The following is a 20,230-nucleotide window of genomic DNA, read 5'->3' as shown; positions in this document are numbered from 1 at the left end:
CCCACCGCCTGGGAGTCCGCCGCCCGCACCGACTTCTCGGCGTGGCCCGCCCGTGGCCCGCTCACCGGCGACTCCGGCCTGCTGCACCGCGCCCTCGCCGTCTGGGCCCGCCCCGGCGCGACGGTCCATGTCTCGGCGACGGCCGGCACCGAGATCGGCGGCCCGGCCGGCCCGCCCCAGCTGCTGTACGCGGGCCAGGTGGACAACGCCCGCGTGGTGGTGTTCTACGACGGTCTGCGCATCGCCCGGTACGCCGAGCCGGTCGACGGCACCCAGGGCGCGGCCCTCGACTTCGCCCGTGCCGACGGCGCGACCGGCGCCGAGGCGAGCGCGCTGGTGCTCGGCCGCTCCGACGGCAACGTGCAGTATCTGACCGCGCCCTGGGTGCAGAAGGCGGCTTCGCGGAACCTGATGAAGCCGGACTCGTCCGCGACCTCGCTGAAGGTCACCAACGGTGTCACCGCACCGCTGGCCAGCCCCGCGCTGCGCCCCGGCAACTGCACCTCCTGGACGGTGCTCCAGCTGACCGACGCCTCCGGCACCGCTCTCAGTACCGACCTGGGCGAGCTGGTGCCCGCCCACCTCACCGTCGGCAAGCCCGGCTCGCCCGGCGAGGTGTCCGACACCGCCGGGCGGGCGGCCTGGGCGCCGTTCGCCTGCTCGCTGGCGGCGGAGCGCTCGGTCGGGGTGCGCAGCGTCAATGCCTGGTCGTACGCCGACCAGCCGCTGCCCGACGGCAGCGGGGCGGCCGAATGGGTGTGCACCAGGGCCGAGACCTGGCGCGGCGACGGTACGGGCGCGCTGGCCCAGTTCCGTACGCCGGGCGGACGGGCGGCGGCGGTGGTCGCCAAGGGCACGGATGCGCTGTCCTGCGGTCCGCGTGATCCCCATGTGCTCGCCGGGGTGCTGTGGAAGTCCGCGGCCGGGCACTGGTATCTGCTGGCGGCGGGCGACAAGGACACGGCGTCGATCCAGGCGGGGGGCGGGGTCACCGCCGCCGGGCAGGGCCAGTTCCTGGTGGCCCGGGCCAAGCAGGGGGCTCGGGCCACGCTGAAGGGCACACTGGAGAACGGTCAGGCGATCAACGGGTTGCGGTAAGGGCGGTCCGGCGGAGCAGCCCTCGGTTGCTGACAACCGCGTAAACAAGCCCTTCCACAGGGGTTCTCAGCAGCTCTACCCGCCAGTACATTGACGCCATGTCTAATACGCAGGCCCGGGTGCCGCTCAAGGCACGCAAGGTGTCCTTCTCCTGGGACGGCACGCCGCTGCACTGGGTGCCAGGGGACCCGTTCACCACGCACACCATCAACGTGCTGCACCTGCTGCTGCCCGCCGGTGAGCGGTGGTTCGTGCACGTGTACAAGCAGGTGCTGCCGTACATACGCGACGAGCGGCTCCGCGAGGACGTCATGGGGTTCATAGGCCAGGAGGCGATGCACTCCCAGGCCCATGACGAGGTGCTGCCGCACCTGCGCGAGCAGGGCCTCGACCCGACGCCGTACACCGCGCAGGTCGACTGGTTCTTCGAGAAGCTGCTCGGCGACCGGACGCTGCCGCCGGGCCGGCCGCGCCGATGGTGGCTGATGGAGCGGGTCGCGCTCATCGCCGCGATCGAGCACTACACCGCGTTCCTCGGCAACTGGGTGCTCAACGCCGAGGAACTCGACCGGCGCGGCGCCGACCCGACCATGCTGGACCTGCTGCGCTGGCACGGCGCGGAGGAAGTCGAGCACCGCTCCGTGGCCTTCGAGCTGTTCATGCACGTCGACGGCAGCTACCGCCGAAGGGTACGGACCTGGGCGACGGCCTTCTCTGCGCTGGTGTTCCTCTGGCAGCGCGGGGCGCGCTTCTTCATGGAGAACGACCCGACCCTCATCGACGGCAAGGCCAGCTTCAAGGACCTCTACGACCGCGGCCGGCGCGGCCTGCTTCCCGGGACCGGAGACATGCTCAGGTCCATCCCCCGCTATCTGAGCCGCGACTACCACCCCTCGCAGGAGGGCGACACCGAGCAGGCCGTCGCCTATCTGGCCTCCTCCCCCGCGGCCACGGCGGCGGAGAAGAGGGCCGCCTGATGCCGAAGCTGCGTACCGTCGCGCTCCTCGCGGGCGCCGCCCTGCTGACCCGGCAGGCCCTGCGCCGCCGTATCCAGGTCTCGCCGCTGTGGCCGATGCCCGCGCTGGAGGAGCCCATCTCGGGCCGTCCGCGCTCGCGGGCGCTGCGGCTGCTGGTGACCTCGCACGAGACCGTGGCCGACGGTGTCGTTCAACTCCGCCTTGAGGGGAAGGACTTGCCCCGCTGGGAGCCCGGCGCGCATCTCGACCTCGTGCTGCCGTCGGGGCTCGTCCGGCAGTACTCGCTGTGTGGTGACCCCGAGGACACGTCCTCGTACACCGTCGCGACCCGGCTGGTCGAGAACGGGCGGGGCGGCTCGCGCGAGGTGCACGAGCAGGTGACGGAGGGCATGGAGCTGGAGGTGCGGGGGCCGCGGAACCGCTTCCCGCTGGTCGAGGCTGAGTCGTACGTCTTCGTCGCCGGCGGGATCGGGATCACGCCGCTGCTGCCGATGCTGCGGGCACTCCCGGAGAACGCCGAGTGGCGGCTGCTGTACGCGGGGCGTGACCGGGCTTCGATGCCCTTCCTGGAGGAGGTCGAGAAGCTGGGCCGGATGGGGGTCCCCCCGGGCAGGAGAAGCCGGGCCTCGGGGAGGGTGACCGTCGTGGAGGGAAGGCCCGACCTCGACGCTCTCGAAGTGAGCGAGGGGGCCGCCGTCTACTGCTGCGGTCCCGAGGGGCTCATGGCGGCCGTCGCGGCACGCTTCCCGGACGTCCGTCTCGAACGGTTCGCGCCCCGCACGTCATCCGACGGCAACGCCGCGTTCGAGGTCGAACTCCGGCGCAGCGGGCGGACCTTGACCGTACCGGCCGACTCCACCGTGCTGGCCGCCGTACGCCGGGAACTGCCGGACACCGCCTACTCCTGTGAGCAGGGGTTCTGCGGGACCTGTCAACAGCGGGTGCTGGAAGGGGAGATCGACCACCGGGACGAGCTGCTGACGGACGAGGAGCGCGCCGGCTCGATGCTGATCTGTGTGTCGCGGTCCCGGAGCGATCGATTGGTGCTCGACATGTGAACACCTGCGGCCGAAGCTGGTCGGAATCCGATCGGTAAGGTGTGCCCATGAGTACCGGGGTTCGCCGCAGGATGGGCGTCGAGGAGCGGCGGCAGCAGCTGATCGGCGTCGCCCTCGACCTGTTCAGCCGACGCTCGCCCGACGACGTCTCCATCGACGAGATAGCGACGGCGGCGGGCATCTCACGTCCGCTGGTGTACCACTACTTCTCCGGCAAACTCAGCCTGTACGAAGCCGCGTTGAAGCGTGCCGCGCAGGATCTCGCGGACCGCTTCGCCGAGCCGCACAAGGGCACGCTCGGCGCCCGGCTGCTGCGCGTGATGCGCCGCTACTTCGATTTCGTGGAGGAACACGGCCCCGGCTTCTCGGCGCTGATGCGCGGCGGACCGGCGGTCGGCTCCTCTGCCACCAACGCCCTCATCGACTCCGTACGGCAGGCCGCGTACGAACAGATGCTTTCCCACCTCGGCGTCATCGACGCTCCCCCGCGCCTGGAGCTGGTCGTCCGCTCCTGGATCTCCCTCGCCGAGTCCACGGCACTGATCTGGCTGGACGGCCGCCGCATCCCGCGCGGCGAGCTGGAGATCCAGCTGGTACACGACTTCGCCGCGCTGGCCGCGGTCAGCGCGGCCTACGACGAGGACATGGCGACCCTGCTGAAGCAGATGGTGAAGGACGAGCCGGCCGACGGCCCCTTCGCGGAGCTGATCGGCCGGCTCATCGCCCTCGGTTCCTAGGAATTCCCCGCCCGTGTGAACACCGCCACGGTCCGCGCCGGAACAGCGAACGTCCCCGTGCCGGAGGCGAACGCCGAGGTCTTCACCACCGGGTCGGCGCCGGAGGCCTGTACCGGGTGCAGTCGGTAGTCCGTACCGGCGAGCGCGCCGATCGTCTGCTCCTGCCGCTGCGGGGTGGCGTTGAAGACGACGACCAGGTCACCGAGCCGCATGGTGATCACACCCGGTGTCTCGTCCTTCCCCGACAGCGGGAAGGACAGCTGGTCCTGCACCTGCGCGGCCGTACCCAGCGAGAACGCCTTCTCTGTCGTACGGATCTTCAGCAGATCCTGGTAGGCGGCCGAGGCGCCGGTGATCTGATCGCAGCCCACCTTGACCGTGCTCAGCAGCGGCTTGGCATACGGCCACTTGGCCTGGTTGTCGGCCGCCGGAGGCAGCCCTCGCCCGAAGCCGTTGCCGTCGGCGCAGTTCCAGTGGATGGCGTTGAACCAGTCACCGCTGTCGAAGGAGTTGCGGTCCAGCGACTTCGAGCGCAGCAGGTCGGTGCCCGCCTGGGACAGGGACGGCCCCTGCGAGAGGCCGGCCGTGGCCATCGCCAGGACCTGCATCCGGGCCCGGTCGGCCGCGCTGGTCCTCGCGGGCAGCTTGTAGGCCAGCGCGTCGAACAGCGACTCGTTGTCGTGCGCGTCCGCATAGGCGACGGCGTCGCCGGGTGCGTCCGCGTAACCGGCGGGCGAACCGTTGTAGTCGATCTCGGAGCCCTTGACCTCCTTGCCGTCGGTGTCCGTGAAGGCGAATGACTTCAGGTTGCCGCTCAGACCCACCTTGATCAGGTCCTGGTAGTGCAGCAGCCGGGCCTTCTGCTCGGCCGGAGTACCGTTCGCCGACGATGAGTTGGGGTCGGTGTACAGCCCGGACGCGAAGCCCTGGACGCCGGGGTCGGAGTCGAAGGGGCTGCCGCCGCGCACCGCGTCCCGGGCCCGGTCGGAGAAGGTGGCGATGCCGGTGCCGGCCATGTTCGCCTGCGTGGCCTGCACGAACCGGGCGTCGTTCGCGACCTCGCCGAAGTTCCAGCCCTCGCCGTACAGGATGATCTTCTTGCCGTCGACGCCGTCCTTGGCGACGGTCAGCGCGTCGAGCGCCTTCCTGACCGCGAGGATGTTGGCCTTCGGGTGATGGCCCATGAGGTCGAAGCGGAACCCGTCGACCTTGTACTCCTTGGCCCAGGTGACGATCGAGTCCACGACCAGCTTGCCCATCATGGCGTTCTCGGGCGCGGTGCCTGCACAGCAGGTGCTGTTGGCCACGCTTCCGTCGGCGAGGAGACGCTGGTAGTAGCCGGGCACGACCTTGTCGAGCACGGAGGTGTCCGCCTGGCCGCTCGCGGCGGTGTGGTTGTAGACGACGTCCATGACGACCCGCAGCCCGTCCTGGTTGAGGGACTGGACCATCCTGCGGAACTGGACCGTACGGGCGGTGCCGTCCGGGTCGGTGGCGTACGAGCCCTCGGGGACGGTGAAGTGGTACGGGTCGTAGCCCCAGTTGTAGGCGTCCTTCGCGGCGGTCTTCGCCACGCACGCCTGCTGCTGGTCGGAGTCGGCCGGATAGGAGGCCAGATCGCAGTCGGGCCTCGCCTGGTCGGCCCTTTTCTCCGGCACGGTGGCGAAGTCGAACGCGGGCAGCAGATGCACATAGGACGTGCCGGCCTCGGCCAGCGCGCGCAGGTGCCTGGATCCGTCGCTGTTCTTGTCGGTGAAGGCCAGGTAGGTGCCCTGGTGATCAGCCGGAACGGTCTTGTCCGCGACCGAGAAGTCCCGGATGTGCAGCTCCTGGATCTGCGCGTCCTTCAGCGGTACGGCCCGGGGCTTGCGCAGGCTCGACCAGCCGCCGGGGGCAAGGGACTTGTCGTCCAGGTCGACGACGAGACTGCGCTCGGAGTCGGCGGTGAGGGCGACCGAGTAGGGGTCGGTGACCTTGTTGACGACCAGCTTGCGGACGCTGGGCGCCCAGACCTTCACGACGTACCGGTAGGGCTTGCCCTTCCAGGACGCGGGTCCGGCGACGGACCAGATGCCGCTGGTGTCGTCGCGGCGCATGGCTTTGACAGAGCCGTCCAGCTCCAGTGAGACGCTCTGTGCCGTGGGCGCCCACACCGAGAGGGTCGGCTTGCCGTCGTGGAAGACCGGCCCGAGCGCGGCCTTCGTGGCACCGGGGTAGAGGTCGTCCAGCACCCCTGCGATCTGCACTCCGGTCGCGGCCAGCACGGCGCCGTTCGCGGCCCGCTGCGACGCGACCAGCTGGCCCTTCAGCGCGTCGGGCACCCGGTCCCGGTCACGCGGGTCCACGGACCAGGCCGTGTAGTCCTTCAGATACGGGAACTTCGCCTTCTGGGCGTCGGTGAGTGTGGTCTTCTCCAGCCGGATCCAGCGCTCGTCGTCGCTGGTCAGCGTCCCGTCCTTGACGGTGATCGAGCCGTCCTGGGAGGAGAGCAGCTGGGTGGAGGCGGCGCCGTCCACGCCGTTCCAGGCGAGGGTGTCCCGGTCGATCCAGACCGCCTTGGAGGTGCTCAGGTCGAGGGCGGCCGCGCTGCCCGCCGGCTGGGGCAGCAGATGCTTCTCCTGCCCGTTCAACAGCCACACCTCGTAGCCGTCGGCCTTGAGGTCCAGGGACTGGTCGGCCGGTAGATCCTTGTCGTCGCCCTTGTGGACGATGTAGCTGAGGCTGGTGGCACCCGCGGTGAGCGGCACCTCGAAGACCGCGCCATAGGCATCAGTCTTCACCGGCGTGAGCGGCTTCGACCAGTCGGTGGGGTGCGCGGCACCCGTCCAGACGTGCAGGCCCCAGCCGTCGTAGTTCCCGTCGGCGCGGTGGTAGTGGATGACCGCCTTGGTGGTGTCCTGCGCGGGATAGGCGGGCCTCTGCGTCAGTACGTCCGGCTTCCCCTGCTCGACCCAGACCTCCCCCGTCTTGGTGATGTCGATGCTCCGGTCGGCCGAGACGTCCTTGTTCCCGTTCTTGTCGATTACCAGGAAGCCGACGTTCGAGGCGCCCGGCTTGAGTTTGACGTACGCGAAGGCGCCGTATGCGTCCCGGCCGATGAAGGGATGGCTGGCCGGCCACTGGGTCGCCTCGCCGTCGGCGAGGTCACCCCAGGCGTACAGGCCCCAGTTGCCGTAGTCGGCGTCGGTGCGCTTGTAGTGGACGATCGCGTAGTCCCGGGAGGAGGCCGTGGGGACCTCGGGCGCGGGCGGGGTGCCGCTGGTGCTGCTCGCCGTGGCGCTCGCGGTGTGCCCGGCCGAGTCGACGACGACGGCTTTGTAGCGCAGGGCGGTCCCGGCGGGTACGGCCTTGCCGAGGGTCTGGGTCACCTTGTAGGGGGCGTGGTCGGCGGAGCCGAGCACCTGCCACTCGGCGTTGCCGACCTGCGCGGCGAAGACGACCCGGTTGAGCTGTCCGCCCTCGACGTCGGCGCCGAGGTCCACCGTGCCGGTGGCTCCGGCGGCCGGGGGCTCAAGGGTGATGGCCGGCTTGGCGGCGGGCCCGGCGAGGGAGCCGGCGGCCTTGTAGACGACGGCGGACTCGGCCGGGACGGTGACGGTGACGTTGTGGTCGCCGTCGGACTTCACGGTGTCGGTGGCGCCGTAGATCCCCCGGTACGACATGTCGTCCGACCCGGTCGCGAAGGTGGCCGTCTTCGCCTCGCTCGCGTTGTTGAGGGCGACGACGTACTCCTGCCCGGTCCTCGCGTCCGTGCGGGTGAAGGCGTAGATTCCGGCGCCGTCGGCCGCGTAGCGCTCGGTCTGGGCGCCGTCCGTCAGGGCCGGGTTGGCCTTGCGGAGCCTGGAGAGGCCGGCGATGTCCCGGTACAGCGGGGCGCCGGCGTCGTAGGAGTCGCTGGCGTGGGTGCGGTCGGTGCCGATCTCGTCGTCTTTGAGGTAGTCGGGGACCTTGGAGGCGAACATGGTCTGGCGGGCGTCCTTGTCGCCGCCGGAGCCGGTGAAGCCCTGCTCGTCGCCGTAGTACACGACCGGGTTGCCCCGGCTGAGGAACATCAGCTCGTTGGCGAGCCGGTCCTTCTTCAGGATCTCGGCGTCGGTGGCCCTCGGGTTGTCCTGCTTCAGGAAGTAGCCGATGCGGCCCATGTCGTGGTTGCCGAGGAAGGTGACCTGCTCGTACGCGTTGGCCTTGTCGGTCGTGTACTTCCAGTCGTCGCCGAAGACGCTCGCGAGCCGCTGGGCGCTGCCGCCCTGGGAGGCGTAGGCGCGGGCCGCGTCCTGGAACGGGAAGTCGAGGGTGGCGTCGAGGCGGCCCTGTGTGACGTACGGGGACGTGACGGAGGTGTCGGCGGAGTAGACCTCGCCGAACATGAAGAAATTCTTCCGCCCCTGCGCGGCCGCGTACGTGTCGAGCGCGGTGGCCCACTGGGTCCAGAACGGCATGTCGACGTGCTTGACGGTGTCGATCCGGAAGCCGTCGACGGCGAAGTCCTTCACCCACCGCTCGTAGATCTGTTCCATGCCGTGGACGACCTCGGGACGTTCGGTCCACAGGTCGTCCAGGCCGGAGAAGTCGCCGTAGGTGGTGGACTCGCCGGCGAACGTCGAGTCGCCCCGGTTGTGGTACATCGTCGGGTCGTTGAGCCAGGCCGGGACCTTGCTGTTGCTGGTGACCTTCGGGGTGTAGGGGAAGGAGCCGCGGGAGACGGCCGGGAACTTCTTGCCGCCGTCGGCGTAGTCGGCGTCGTCGAAGGGCCTGCCGTCCTTGGTGAGATACGGGAAGGCGCCCTTGGAGAGGTAGTCGGAGGACTTCTCCTCGTAGTCGACGACGTCGGCGGTGTGGTTGGTGATGACGTCGAAGAAGACCTTCATGCCCTTGGCGTGGGCCCGGGAGATGAGGGTCTTGAGGTCCTGGTTCGTCCCGAAGTGCGGGTCGACCTGGGTGAAGTCGGTGATCCAGTAGCCGTGATAGCCCGCGGAGGCGTTGGCTCCGGTGCCCTGCACGGGCTTGTTCTTGAAGATCGGGGCCATCCAGATGGCGGTGGTCCCCAGCCCCTTGATGTAGTCGAGCCGCTTTGTCAGGCCCTTGAGGTCGCCGCCCTGGTAGAAGCCCTTGTCGGTGGGGTCGTAGCCGGTGGAGAGGCGGGAGCCGGTGAGGCCGCCCTTGTCATTGCCGGTGTCCCCGTTGGCGAAACGGTCCGGCATGACGAAGTAGAACTGCTCGCGGGTGTCGTCGTGGCGGGACGGCTGGGCGGCGAGGGCCGCGTCCGAGGGGGGTGCGGGAGGCGTGGGTGCGGCGTGTGCCGCGAGTGGCTGGATCAGGGCGGCGGCGAGGGCTGCGGCGGTGACGGCCGCGGCCCGTCTCGCTCTGCGTATCACGCGGTAACTCCTAGCGAATGCGGCTCTCATGGGTACGACCCGGCGTGACCGTATCCCCAACGAAAGCTTTACAGCAAGAGGCTTGAAATTCATAGCAAGAAGTTTCAACGTCAACCTTGACGTGCCCTTCTCAACTGCCGCACGCTCACCGGTTGTTGAATCCCGATCCTTCTGCAACCTTTCTCTCGGAGCCGCACATGAGCAGACACCGACCCCCGGGTGTCCTCCGCCGCAGCGCGACCGCCGCGGCCGCAGGCGCCCTGGCACTGGCTGGAGCCATCGCACTTCCCGCGCCGGCCGCACAGGCGGACACCACCGCCAAGGGCGATGTGATCGCCAACCTGTGGGAGTGGAACTGGGACTCGGTCGCCGCCGAGTGCACCAACATCCTGGGCCCGACCGGCTACGGCGCGGTCCAGGTGGCACCGCCGGAGGAGTCCCTGAAGCAGTCGTCGTACTACTGGTGGGACGTCTACCAGCCGTACTCGTACAGCCTGAACAGCCGCTTCGGCAGCCAGGCGAAGTTCAGCGCCATGATCACCGCGTGCCACAAGGCGGGCGTGAAGGTCTACACGGACGCGGTGATCAACCACACCGCCGCGCAGACCGGCACGGGCTACGACGGCACGACGATCACCAACAAGTACTCCACCCCCAACTGGAGCCGGACCGACTATCACGACTCCAGCGAGTGCCCGACCTCGGACCTGACCATCCAGGACTACTCGAACCTGACCCAGGTCCAGAACTGCGAACTGCTCGGCCTGCCCGACCTCAAGACCGAGTCGGACACCGTCCGCGCCGGCCTCGCGAACTACCTCAACTCCCAGCTGGCGCTGGGTGTGGACGGCTTCCGGGTCGACGCGGCCAAGCACATCCCCGAGGCCGACCTGGCGGCGATCGAGTCCAAGCTGACGAACACGACGTCCGGGACGGCGCCGTACGTCTTCCAGGAGATCTACCCGGGTGCGACCCCGCAGCCGAGCGACTACTACGCCTCGGGTGACGCCCTGGACTTCACGTACGCGTCCAAGCTCAAGTCGGCCTTCCAGGGCAACGTCTCCGACCTGTCCTCGATCGAGAGCAGCGGCATCCTGCCGGCCGCGAACTCGGTCTCCTTCGTGACCAACCACGACACGGAACGCAACGGCCTGCACCTCTCCTACAAGGACGGCGACACCTACAAGCTCGCCAACCTCTTCCAGCTCGCCTACAGGTGGTCCACGCCCACGGTGTACGCCAGCTGGGAATGGACACAGAGCGACCAGGCCCCGCCGAACTCCTCGGGCTTCGTCACGAACACGGACTGCTCCGGCGGCGCCTGGTACTGCCTGGACCGCGACACGGCCGTGGTCGGCATGGTGGCCTGGCACAACGCGGCCGATACGGCAGCCGTCTCCGACTGGCAGAGCAAGTCCTCGTCCGTCATCGGCTTCGGCCGCAGCGGCAAGGGCTTCTTCGCCCTGAACAACGGTACGAGCAGCGCGACTTACTCGTTCACAACGGGCATGGCGGACGGCACGTACAAGAACGTCGTCGACGGCGGCAAGACGACGGTGACCGTGTCGGGCGGCAGCGCGTCGATCACCTTCCCGGCGAAGAGCGCGGTCGCCTTCTACAACTCGTCCTACACCTGCACGGTCGGCTGCTCCGACGCGGGCGGCGGCTCGGGCGACACGGTGAACGCGACGTTCAACGAGTACGCGTCCACGACGTCCGGCACGAACGTGTACGTGGTCGGGTCCATCGCGGCCCTGGGCGGCTGGGACACCTCGAAGGCGATCCAGCTGTCCTCGTCCGGCTACCCGATCTGGTCGGGCGAGGTGAGCGTGCCGGTGAACACGTCGTTCACCTACAAGTTCGTCAAGAAGGACAGCTCGGGCAATGTGACCTGGGAGTCGAACGCCAACAGGACGGCGACCACGACCACTTCGGCCCTCTCGCTCAACAACTCCTGGAATGTGGCGGACGCCGACGCCACCGACGTCACCTTCAACGAGAACGCGACCACCGACTGGGGCACCAACGTCTACGTCGTGGGCTCGATCCCGTCCCTCGGCTCCTGGAACACGAGCGACGCGATCCCGCTGTCCTCGGCGTCGTACCCGAACTGGAGCCGGCTGGTCATCGTCCCCAAGAGCACGTCCTTCGACTACAAATACCTGAAGAAGGACGGCTCCGGAAACGTGACCTGGGAGTCCGGGACGAACCGCTCGTACACGACGGGCAGTTCGTCGGGCTACACGACGAGCGACACCTGGAAGTAGCCCGTTCACCGCGAACTGTACGCGCGCCCGGTCCGGCACGAGGCGGACCGGGTCAGCGACGCACGAGCGGCAGGCCCTTCAGCCTCTTGTCGACGGTGTCAGTGACAAAGAGCGGGACGGGGCACTCACGCTTCACATCGGCCCACGACGAAGCCAAGGCGTCCACGGTTTCCTGAAGCGTGCTGATCACTTGGCTCTCGGACAGCTGGAGTGCAGGAGCGATCTTTCGGAAATGCTCGGAGGTGATCAGTTCGGATTTGACGGTGCCGCCCAAGGGGAAAGCGAGATTCGGGTCGGCCTGAGTCTTGGGATAGGCGGTGACGCAGACCAGATCGTAGGCAGGAGAGAGCCGTGCCTGCTTACCTTCTGGATAGCGGAGGGTCCAGTTCTTCAAATGCGCGTCTGAGTTTCCCATGACGACGATGGCGACCAGGCGCCGCAGGTACTCGACGGCGTCCTCGGCCGGACACACGGCCCTGATCACCCTGCCGATGCCCTCGTATGTGGCCTTGTTGTACTTGGCCTCCGCCGACACCTCTCGTACTTGCGCGAAGTCCTCCTGATGGACCCGCCCGGCCTCGGTGCGGTCGAACCGGCGCACCGCAAGGGCGAGCGCGCCGGGCTGGATCGCGCCCTCTGGCAAGTTGCGCAGATCGCCGCCCCTGACCAGCTCAGCCTCGGGCACATCGATTCCGGCTCTGCGCACCCACTCCAGCATGGCGAACTCATTGGCCGGCACGTCGGGAAAACGCTCGTCGGGCAGCTTCACGATCCAGTCCCCGCCGCTGCCGGTAGCCGGGAGCACCAAAGCCTTGCCGTCATGGCGCATGGAGAACTTCGGTTGCACACCAGCCAGCGAGAAGCGCAGCCCGTGGTCATGGGCGCACTCGTCCTCCGCATCGTGATCGGGCAGTCCATCGAGCGAGGCGTTGGGGACCACGCGCACCGCACCGGGAAGATCCTCGCCGAGGTGGCACAGCAGGGCGAAGTCATGGAGCCGGCGTTTGCCCAGTTCCGTGGCCACCAACTGCCGCAGGCCGCTACCGACCTCCGGAAGCAGGTTGGCGAACCATTCCGGAACGCTTCCGCTTCCGGAGCGCCGCTTGCGCGGGTCCTGCTCGAAACCCTGGCCCAGGACCGGATGGTCGGGGCTGAGATCGGTGTAGTCGAACCAGGTGTTTCCCTTGTGATAGCCGAGAATGCCTACTCGGCGTTCCCCCAGGAAAACCGAAGCGGTCGCGTCAGGTTGCATCGGGGACTCCCCAGAGGTGGTCAGAGAAGAGGCTTTCGGGTTCCGGCCCGTCGGAGAAGCCCCACAGGGCCATGCTCTGGACGTGGTCGGCGATCACCTTCCGGACCAACTCCGATCTGCGGCGAAGAAAGTCGTCCAGGCGTCCCTGGGTGAGGAGTTCCATGCATCCGTCGTCGACGCAGTGGGAGCGGCGTGTCTCCGGGGTGGCGCTCGGAAGGAGTTGCGCTGCTGCCGACACGGAGAAGCCAGGGTGCACGATTCTGTTGCCGATGGTCCTGTCAGGACTTTCCACAACCGGGAACAGCGGCGACGTACCTGTGTCGAGAAGTTCGGTCAGCAACCGAGTTCGCTCGATCCGCGTTCCTGCGGCGTGGAGGTTCTCTTCGGCGTCCCGGACATTGATCAGCAGAACGGGATGCGCCGAGAGCAGGCCAAGGACATTGATTTTCGCCTGCGCCCGGTTTAGGGCCGTCTGGGCGAGGTCGGGTTGCCACTGCTCACCACCCGGCGGCAACAGCCCCAGCAGTCTTCCCGCGCTGGCCACGGGGTCGTCCTCAATCGCGCTGGCATTGCGCCGTAGCGCGACAGTGTTGCCCTGCGGAGCCGCGCCGATCGCCGAGCCGCGCCAGACCCAGCGGCGGAGCAACTCGGTGGCCCGGCCCTGGGGGCGCCCGAAGAGGTGGGTGAACCGGGCAAGGACGGGCACGAACAGTGCATACGGCAGAAGACGCATGTGGGGAATACGGGCATCCGCTTTGAGGAACTCGACCACCAATCGCAGGGCCTTCTCCGTGGCGGAGAACGCGGAGTGCAGATCTTCGTCGTCCTTGAACTCCTGCCGGAAGTCGCGGTCGACTTTCCCGCCGCGCAGAGCCATGACGCTCTGCATCAGTATCTGGGAGGTGAAGTCACCGAACTCCAGGGCACGCAGACGCTCCCGCAGCGCCTCCAGGTCAGACGGCTGCACATCCAGTGGAGCGGAGTGCAGGGCCTGAAAGATCTCAGCGCGCTTCAGCGTCTTGCCGAATGTGTTCATCCGGTCGAAGATCTCCCGCAGCGCCTGCTCGTCGTCCCCCTCGATCTCGTACATGGGGATCTCGTAAGTGCGGATGGCCGTGGCGACAGCGTCGCACCTGTCGAAGTCCTCGTCGGTCAGCCAGTTCCGCTCACGCTGCCACGCCAGAAGCCGACGGTTGTCACCCGCCACCCAGACAGGGAGCCAGTGGTCGGCCGGTTGCTTCGAATGCGGTGCGGACAGGAACTTCTTGTCCCGTAGATCGAAGAAGATCCGGAAGCGGCGGTCCACCGTCTCCTCGGACGCGGTGAGCGCACCGATCAGGGAGGTGAGCCGCTGCTGTCCGTCGACGACCCACAGCGCGTCGGAGCGTTCTGGCGCCTTGAGCCGAAGCTCCCCCAAGGAGATTTCGGCGGCAGGCGCGGGCTTGCGCCACATCAGCAGGTTACCGATCGGATAGCCGCGGAAAATACTGTCGAACAATCGCTCGGCGTCCTCGGAGTCCCAGCGGTACGACCGCTGGAACTGCGGCACCCGGATCCGTCCGCTCCGAGCCCATGCGACGAGTTCAGGCGGAGCGACACGGCTCACCTTCGGCTGGGTCACTCCGGCCAAGATCCACCTCCTGGGGCGTTCACATCGTAAGCCGACAGGCCTCGAGCGGCGCGGGTCACCGCAGGTCCCCTAGGGGAGTGCCGTCCTCGGTGGCGAACGCCTTCCAGCCGTTCTGCTGGTTGCCGGCCAGAGCCGTGGCAGCCGCCGACGGGGTGGTGTGGACGCTGCCGTCCTCCAGACACAGGCCACCATCGGCCATGACGGTCACATAGTGCACCTGATTGAGGTTGCGCCGACGCCACACCAGACGCTGGCCAACACTCAGCCTGCCGTCCGCGAGCAGGGGGCCCAGCGCGCTGCTCCCGGCGCCCGAGGCGGGCCTGTCCAGGCCGAGGAGCTTGCGCAGTGTGCTGTTCGGCGTGTCGACGAAAGGTTCAGCCAGGCTCTGGAGCTTGGCGAAGACCTCGTCGTCGACCCTGATGGTGCGCGTCATCAGCTCCCCTCGAAGATTCCACTCTCACTCACATCACTGTCACAGTGAAAGTTACCCGGTAGGTGTAGGGGCCGTCGACCCGAAAGCCGAAAGGCGGTGAAGATCTCGGCTGCTGCGGGTCTGGAAGGGGACGAACACAGTGGTGACAGGCGGGACGCCTGCCTCGTGGGCCGGTGGGACGACGGAGTCGGCTGGTACGACGTCCGTCTGCCGGTCATGCCTCCGTCCGCGTCCAGGAATAGCCGCGGGCCTGCCCTCCGTTAGCGCGATCATGACGACGAATGCGACGCGGCCCGAGGTGCTGCGCTACACCGCCTTTTCCAGCGACCCCGCCGGCGGCAACCCCGCCGGTGTCGTTCTGGACGCCAGCGGCCTGGACGACGGCGACATGCTGACCGTCGCCGCCGACCTCGGATACTCGGAGACCGCGTTCCTGACCGCCCTCCCAAAGGGGCTCGGCGGCCAGGAGGGGCGGGCATACGGCATCCGTTACTTCAGCCCCAAGGCCGAGGTGCCGTTCTGCGGGCACGCCACCGTCGCGACCGCCATCGCGCTCGCCGAGCGGATCGGCCCCGGGGACCTGGTGTTCTCGACGCGCGTCGGCACCGTGCCTGTGGAGGTGACTGAGGAGGGCAGGACACTCAGGGCCACGCTCACCAGCGTCGAGCCGCACATCGAGGAGATCGCCGACGCCGACCTCGCGGAGGCGCTCGCCGCACTCGGCTGGCCGGCCGCCGACCTCGACCCGGCTTTTCCGCCCCGTGTCGCATTCGCCGGCGCCCGCCATCTCGTTCTCGCGGCGGCGACCCGCGCGCGCCTCGCGGATCTCGCGTATGACTTCGCACGCCTCGAAGCCCTGATGCACCGCCTGGACCTCACCACGGTCCAGCTGGTGTGGCGGGAGTCGGCCACCGTCTTCCATGTCCGGGACCCGTTCCCCGTCGGCGGCGTCGTCGAGGACCCGGCGACGGGCGCCGCGGCCGCCGCGTTCGGCGCGTACGCCCGTGAGCTCGGTCTGGTCCCCGACCACGCGGTCCTCACCCTGCACCAGGGCGAGGACCTGGGCCGCCCGGGCGAACTCATGGTGACACTGCGCACGGGCGACCGGCGCGTCCGCGTCAGCGGCACAGGAGTTCGTATCGGCTGAGCGCGCCGTCGGGTGGATCAGCAGGTCGACTTGCCGACGTAGATCGCCAGCGCGGTGTTGCTGCCAAGGGTGGCGGTGAACTGCCCACTGGAGTTCACCGCCACCGTCGTGTCGTTCTGCACGTTGCAGTACGTCCCGGCAGGCAGGGACGTCTGGTACGTGCGGGTCAGGGACGAGGACTCGTGGTTGATCGCCACGTAGCCCTTGCTCCCCCGCCCGAACCCGATCGCGTTGCTGCCGTCGTCCCACCAGTCGGAGACGGCCTGGCCCCTCGTCGCGTTGCGGAAGGCGACCATGGACTTGATCTCCGGCCAGGCGTGCTGGCACTTCCAGCCGTCCTGCCAGCAGGCGTTGACCTGGCCGTTGCCGGGCGGGCCGGCGTCCGCGTCGGACCATTCGTAGCCGGAGTTGATGTCGGGGGCGCCGTACGGCCAGGCGAGCATGAAGACATTCGCCAGGGTGTAGTTGGCGCCGTCCTTGTAGTTGAGGGTGGAGCCGTTGCGTTCGGTGTCGTGGTTGTCGACGAAGACGCCGGCGACCGAGCTGCTGAGGTAGCCCCAGCCCTCGCCGAAGTTGGTGAGATAGGCCAGCTTCTCGCTGTTGAAGACGCGCTTGAGGTCGTAGGCGTAGCGGAACTCCTGGACGTCTCCGTTGCCGGTGTACTCGGAGGGCTGGACGGCCTCGTTCGCGCCGTAGATGACCTCCTGTTTCCAGTAGGCGGAAGGGTTCGTCAGGCGGCTCTTGATGTTCGCCAGGTCCTCCGCCGGGATGTGCTTGGCCGCGTCGATGCGGAAGCCGTCCGCGCCGAGGGAGAGGAGGTCGTTCATGTAGCCCGCGATCGTCTTGCGGACGTACTCCTCGCCCGTGTCCAGGTCGGCCAGGCCTACGAGTTCGCAGTGCTGCACGTTCCAGCGGTCCTGGTAGTTGGTGACCGGCGAGGTGCAGTCGTCGAAGTCGGGGTACGAGTACAGGCCCGGGTAGTCGTACTTCGTATACGTCGAGCCGCCGGTGCCGGTGCCGCTGCCCGCCGACATGTGGTTGATGACGGTGTCGACGACGACCTTCAGGCCGGCCGCGTGACAGGTGTCGATCATGTTCTTGAAGGCGGTGCGGTCGCCGAGCCGACCCGCGATCTTGTACGACACCGGCTGGTACGAGGTCCACCACTGCGAGCCCTGTATGTGCTCGGCGGGCGGGGAGACCTGGACATAGCCGTAGCCGGCGGGACCGAGGGTGCTGGTGCACTCACGGGCCACGGAGGCGTAGTTCCACTCGAAGAGGACGGCAGTGACGTCTTTGGTGCCGGGCGGGGAGGCGTTCGCCGTGGTTGGGGTCATGACAAGGGCGGCGGCCGTGAGGGCGACCGCCCCGGAGAGGGTTCTGCGTGCCATGTGGGGGTTCCTTCGTCATTGAAGGCTTGGGGAGCCCGCTGAAGGCGCTTGCTGCAATCTTTCAGCAAACTTGCGGTGACGCAGATGTTAAAGGCCCGCTGCCTGAAAGACAGCGGGCCGTTGTGAAGTTGATGCAAAAACTTCTCGACGGGTCGTCAGGTCGTGGTGAACCACACCGTCGTGTCGGCCGGCACCTTCGTCTCGCCGTCGGACTCGGTCACCTCACCACTCGACAGCAGGACGCGGCCGTACGCGGGGGTCGTCACCGGCTCCCCCGTGGTGTTCGCCACGCACACGAACCCGCCGCGGCGGAAGGTCAGGACGCCCTCGGGGGCGCGCAGCCACTGCACGGTCTCGCCCGCGCCGAGGTCGGGCTCGGTCCGGCGGGTGGTCAGCGCCGCGCGGTACAGCTCCAGGGTCGAGTTGGGGGCGCCCGTCTGTGCCTCCACGCTCAGGTCGGCCCACTCGGCCGGCTGGGGGAGCCAGCTGCCGCCGGTGCCGAAGCCGTACGAGGAGCCCGTACGGGTCCAGGGGATCGGGACGCGGCAGCCGTCGCGGAAGCCGTCCTGGCCGGCGCCGCGGAAGTACGCCGGGTCCTGGCGCACCTCGTCGGGGAGGTCCACGACGTCCGGGAGGCCCAGCTCCTCGCCCTGGTAGATGTATGCCGAGCCGGGGAGCGCGAGCATGAGGAGGGTGGCCGCCCTCGCCCTGCGCAGGCCCAGTTCCCTGTCCCCCGCCGTGCGGATCTGGGTGCCCAGGCCGGGCGGGTTGGCGAAGCGGGTGGCGTGCCGGGTGACGTCATGGTTGGACAGGACCCAGGTGGCGGGGGCGCCCACCGGGCGCATCGCCTCCAGGGTGCGGTCGATGACCGTACGGAGTTCCTTCGCGTCCCACCCGGTGCTCAGGTACTGGAAGTTGAAGGCCTGGTGGAGTTCGTCCGGGCGGACGTAGTTGGCGGTGCGCTCGACGGTCGGGGTCCAGGCTTCCGCCACAAAAATCCTCTCGCCCGCGTACTCGTCGAGGATCGTGCGCCACTGGCGGTAGATCGCGTGAACGCCGTCCTGGTCGAAGAACGGCATGACATCGTTGCCCAGCAGCTTGAGCTGGTCGTGCGAGCCGAGGTCGGGCAGGCCGTCGGCCTTCACCAGGCCGTGGGCCACGTCGATGCGGAAGCCGTCCACGCCCATGTCCAGCCAGAAGCGCAGGATCGAGCGGAACTCGTCGCCCACGGCCGGGTGTTCCCAGTTGAAGTCCGGCTGCTCCGGGGCGAAGAGGTGCAGGTACCACTCGCCGTCGGCCACCCTCGTCCACGCCGGGCCGCCGAAGATGGACTCCCAGTCGTTGGGCGGGAGTTCGCCGTTCTTCCCCTTGCCGGGGCGGAAGTGGTATCGCTCCCGCAGCGGCGAGCCGGGGCCCTCGGCGAGGGCGCGCTTGAACCACTCGTGCTGGTCGGAAGAGTGGTTGGGCACCAGGTCCACGATGATGCGCAGGCCGTGGTCATGGGCGTCGCGGATCAGCGCGTCGGCGTCCAGCAGGCTGCCGAACATCGGGTCGACGGCGCGGTAGTCGGCGACGTCGTAGCCGGCGTCGGCCTGCGGCGAGGCGTAGAAGGGGCTGAGCCACACGGCGTCGACGCCGAGGTCGCGCAGGTACGGCAGGCGGGAGCGAACGCCTGCCAGGTCGCCCATGCCGTCGCCGTTGCTGTCGGCGAAGCTGCGTGGGTAGACCTGGTAGATGACCGCGTCCCGCCACCAGTCGCGGCGACGGTCGGCTACGGCGGCTGCGGCGGAGTGGGGGGCCGGTGCGGCAGGGTGCTGCTGGCTCATGGCGTCCTTGATGGGTAAAAGGGTTCTGGTCATGGGCGCGTGGGTACGGCGGGTGCCGGGGACCGGGGGTGGGGTACGAGGCGGCCGCGGTCACAGCGGGGGCTGGGGGTCCCCCCGGCTCGAGCGAAGCCGAGAGCTGGGGGAGGGGGCCGCGCCGCCTACCCGCGCCGGCCTCGGCGCGGGAGCCTCTTTTCGGGGGCTGTCAGCCCTTCGTGCCGCCCGCCGTCAGGCCGGTGACGAGGTTCTTCTGTACGAGGTAGAAGAACAGCGACACGGGTATCGCGATCAGCACCGCGGTGGCGGCCATGTAGTTCCACTGGGCGTCGTGCTCGCTGACGAAGGTCTGCAGACCGACGGCGAAGGTGTACTTCGAGTCGTCCAGCATGAAGGTCGTCGCGAAGGCGACCTCGCCGACGGCGGTGATGAAGTTGTAGAAGGCGGCCACGGCCAGGCCCGGGCGGGCAAGCGGCAGGATCAGCCGGAAGAAGGTACCGAAGGGGGTCAGTCCGTCCACGCGCCCCGCCTCGTCTATCTCGAAGGGGATGGTGTCGAAGTATCCCTTGAGCAGCCAGGCGCTGTACGGCACGGCCGTGGTGCAGTTGATGACGATCAGCGCCCAGTAGGTGTCGATGAGATCCAGTTCGCTGAAGATCTCGTACATCGGCACGATCAGGATGGCGATCGGGAAGGCCTGGGTCAGCAGCAGGACCCACATCAGCTGCTTGTAGCCGGGAAAGCGCATCCGGGAGACCGCGTAGCCGGTGGTGGCGGCGACGAAGACACCGATCAGGGTGGTGCCGCCCGCCACGATCATCGTCGACTTGAACCAGTCGAAGAACCCGGTGTGCTGCAGCACGAAGCTGTAGTTGGAGAAGGTGAGCTTGCCCAGGATCCTGCCCGGGTGCAGATAGTCGTCCTTCTCGGGGCCGAGGGACAGGAAGACCAGCCAGGCCACCGGGGCGAGCGCGATCAGGCTCGCCACGACGAGGCCGCCGTGCAGCAGGGCGGTGCCGGCCGGGCCGCGCTCGTCGCGCCGGCG

The 20,230-nt window shown here is 68.5% G+C and carries 12 protein-coding genes and 1 pseudogene; 6 read left to right on the top strand and 7 right to left on the bottom strand.

The window, feature by feature from the left end:
• The 4 genes and pseudogenes from M878_RS80145 to M878_RS80130 all read left to right on the top strand — a co-directional run.
• Positions 1-1,098, top strand: a pseudogene (locus M878_RS80145) (hypothetical protein); the annotation flags it as partial.
• Between the two features lie 98 nt (positions 1,099-1,196).
• Complete coding sequence (locus M878_RS80140; RefSeq protein WP_031226315.1) at positions 1,197-2,075, top strand: metal-dependent hydrolase; 879 nt, start codon at positions 1,197-1,199, stop codon at positions 2,073-2,075.
• Positions 2,075-3,133 carry a PDR/VanB family oxidoreductase gene (locus M878_RS80135; protein ID WP_023551287.1) on the top strand — a complete coding sequence of 353 codons (1,059 nt, stop codon included), beginning with the start codon at positions 2,075-2,077 and terminating at the stop codon, positions 3,131-3,133. Before M878_RS80140 ends, M878_RS80135 begins: the two co-directional genes overlap by 1 nt.
• Positions 3,134-3,180: 47 nt before the next feature.
• Positions 3,181-3,870 carry a TetR/AcrR family transcriptional regulator gene (locus M878_RS80130; protein ID WP_106962770.1) on the top strand — a complete coding sequence of 230 codons (690 nt, stop codon included), beginning with the start codon at positions 3,181-3,183 and terminating at the stop codon, positions 3,868-3,870.
• On the opposite strand, the gene pulA is transcribed toward M878_RS80130, so the two are convergent.
• Positions 3,867-9,275 carry a pullulanase-type alpha-1,6-glucosidase gene (gene pulA, locus M878_RS80125; RefSeq protein ID WP_051430131.1) on the bottom strand — a complete coding sequence of 1,803 codons (5,409 nt, stop codon included), beginning with the start codon at positions 9,273-9,275 and terminating at the stop codon, positions 3,867-3,869. The two genes, M878_RS80130 and pulA, sit on opposite strands and share 4 nt — an antisense overlap.
• 167 nt (positions 9,276-9,442) lie before the next feature.
• Here pulA and M878_RS80120 point away from each other — a divergent pair, with 167 nt between their 5' ends.
• Positions 9,443-11,512, top strand: coding sequence for a carbohydrate-binding module family 20 domain-containing protein (locus tag M878_RS80120; protein ID WP_023551284.1), 2,070 nt, complete (start codon positions 9,443-9,445; stop codon positions 11,510-11,512).
• 52 nt (positions 11,513-11,564) lie between these two features.
• Here the strand turns inward: M878_RS80120 and M878_RS80115 are convergent, their stop codons facing one another.
• The 3 genes from M878_RS80115 to M878_RS80105 all read right to left on the bottom strand — a co-directional run bounded on the left by M878_RS80115 (position 11,565) and on the right by M878_RS80105 (position 14,827).
• Positions 11,565-12,764 carry a type II toxin-antitoxin system HipA family toxin gene (locus tag M878_RS80115; protein ID WP_023551283.1) on the bottom strand — a complete coding sequence of 400 codons (1,200 nt, stop codon included), beginning with the start codon at positions 12,762-12,764 and terminating at the stop codon, positions 11,565-11,567.
• Complete coding sequence (locus M878_RS80110) at positions 12,754-14,385, bottom strand: DUF262 domain-containing protein (protein ID WP_023551282.1); 1,632 nt, start codon at positions 14,383-14,385, stop codon at positions 12,754-12,756. The genes M878_RS80115 and M878_RS80110 overlap by 11 nt, the downstream gene beginning before the upstream one ends.
• 64 nt (positions 14,386-14,449) lie before the next feature.
• Entirely contained in the window at positions 14,450-14,827 is a 378-nt protein-coding gene (locus M878_RS80105; protein WP_023551281.1) for a restriction system modified-DNA reader domain-containing protein, read from the bottom strand.
• A 271-nt stretch (positions 14,828-15,098) separates the two neighbouring features.
• Between M878_RS80105 and M878_RS80100 the strand changes: the two genes are divergently transcribed.
• Complete coding sequence (locus M878_RS80100; protein WP_023551280.1) at positions 15,099-15,974, top strand: PhzF family phenazine biosynthesis protein; 876 nt, start codon at positions 15,099-15,101, stop codon at positions 15,972-15,974.
• A 17-nt stretch (positions 15,975-15,991) separates the two neighbouring features.
• Here the strand turns inward: M878_RS80100 and M878_RS80095 are convergent, their stop codons facing one another.
• The 3 genes from M878_RS80095 to M878_RS80085 form a co-directional block, all read right to left on the bottom strand.
• Positions 15,992-17,365: an alpha-amylase gene (locus tag M878_RS80095; protein WP_023551279.1), complete on the bottom strand. Its 1,374-nt coding sequence runs from the start codon at positions 17,363-17,365 to the stop codon at positions 15,992-15,994.
• Positions 17,366-17,520: 155 nt separating this feature from the next.
• On the bottom strand, positions 17,521-19,191 hold the full coding sequence (locus M878_RS80090) for a glycoside hydrolase family 13 protein (protein WP_023551278.1): 1,671 nt from the start codon (positions 19,189-19,191) through the stop codon (positions 17,521-17,523).
• 202 nt (positions 19,192-19,393) lie between these two features.
• Positions 19,394-20,230, bottom strand: an 837-nt coding sequence (locus M878_RS80085; protein ID WP_023551277.1) for a sugar ABC transporter permease, incomplete at its 5' end; no start/stop codon positions are given.

The sequence above is a fragment of the Streptomyces roseochromogenus subsp. oscitans DS 12.976 genome, assembly GCF_000497445.1.
GTDB lineage: Bacteria > Actinomycetota > Actinomycetes > Streptomycetales > Streptomycetaceae > Streptomyces > Streptomyces oscitans.
The sequence above is the reverse complement of the archived record's forward strand: the minus strand, read 5'-3'. Positions and strand labels throughout refer to the sequence as shown.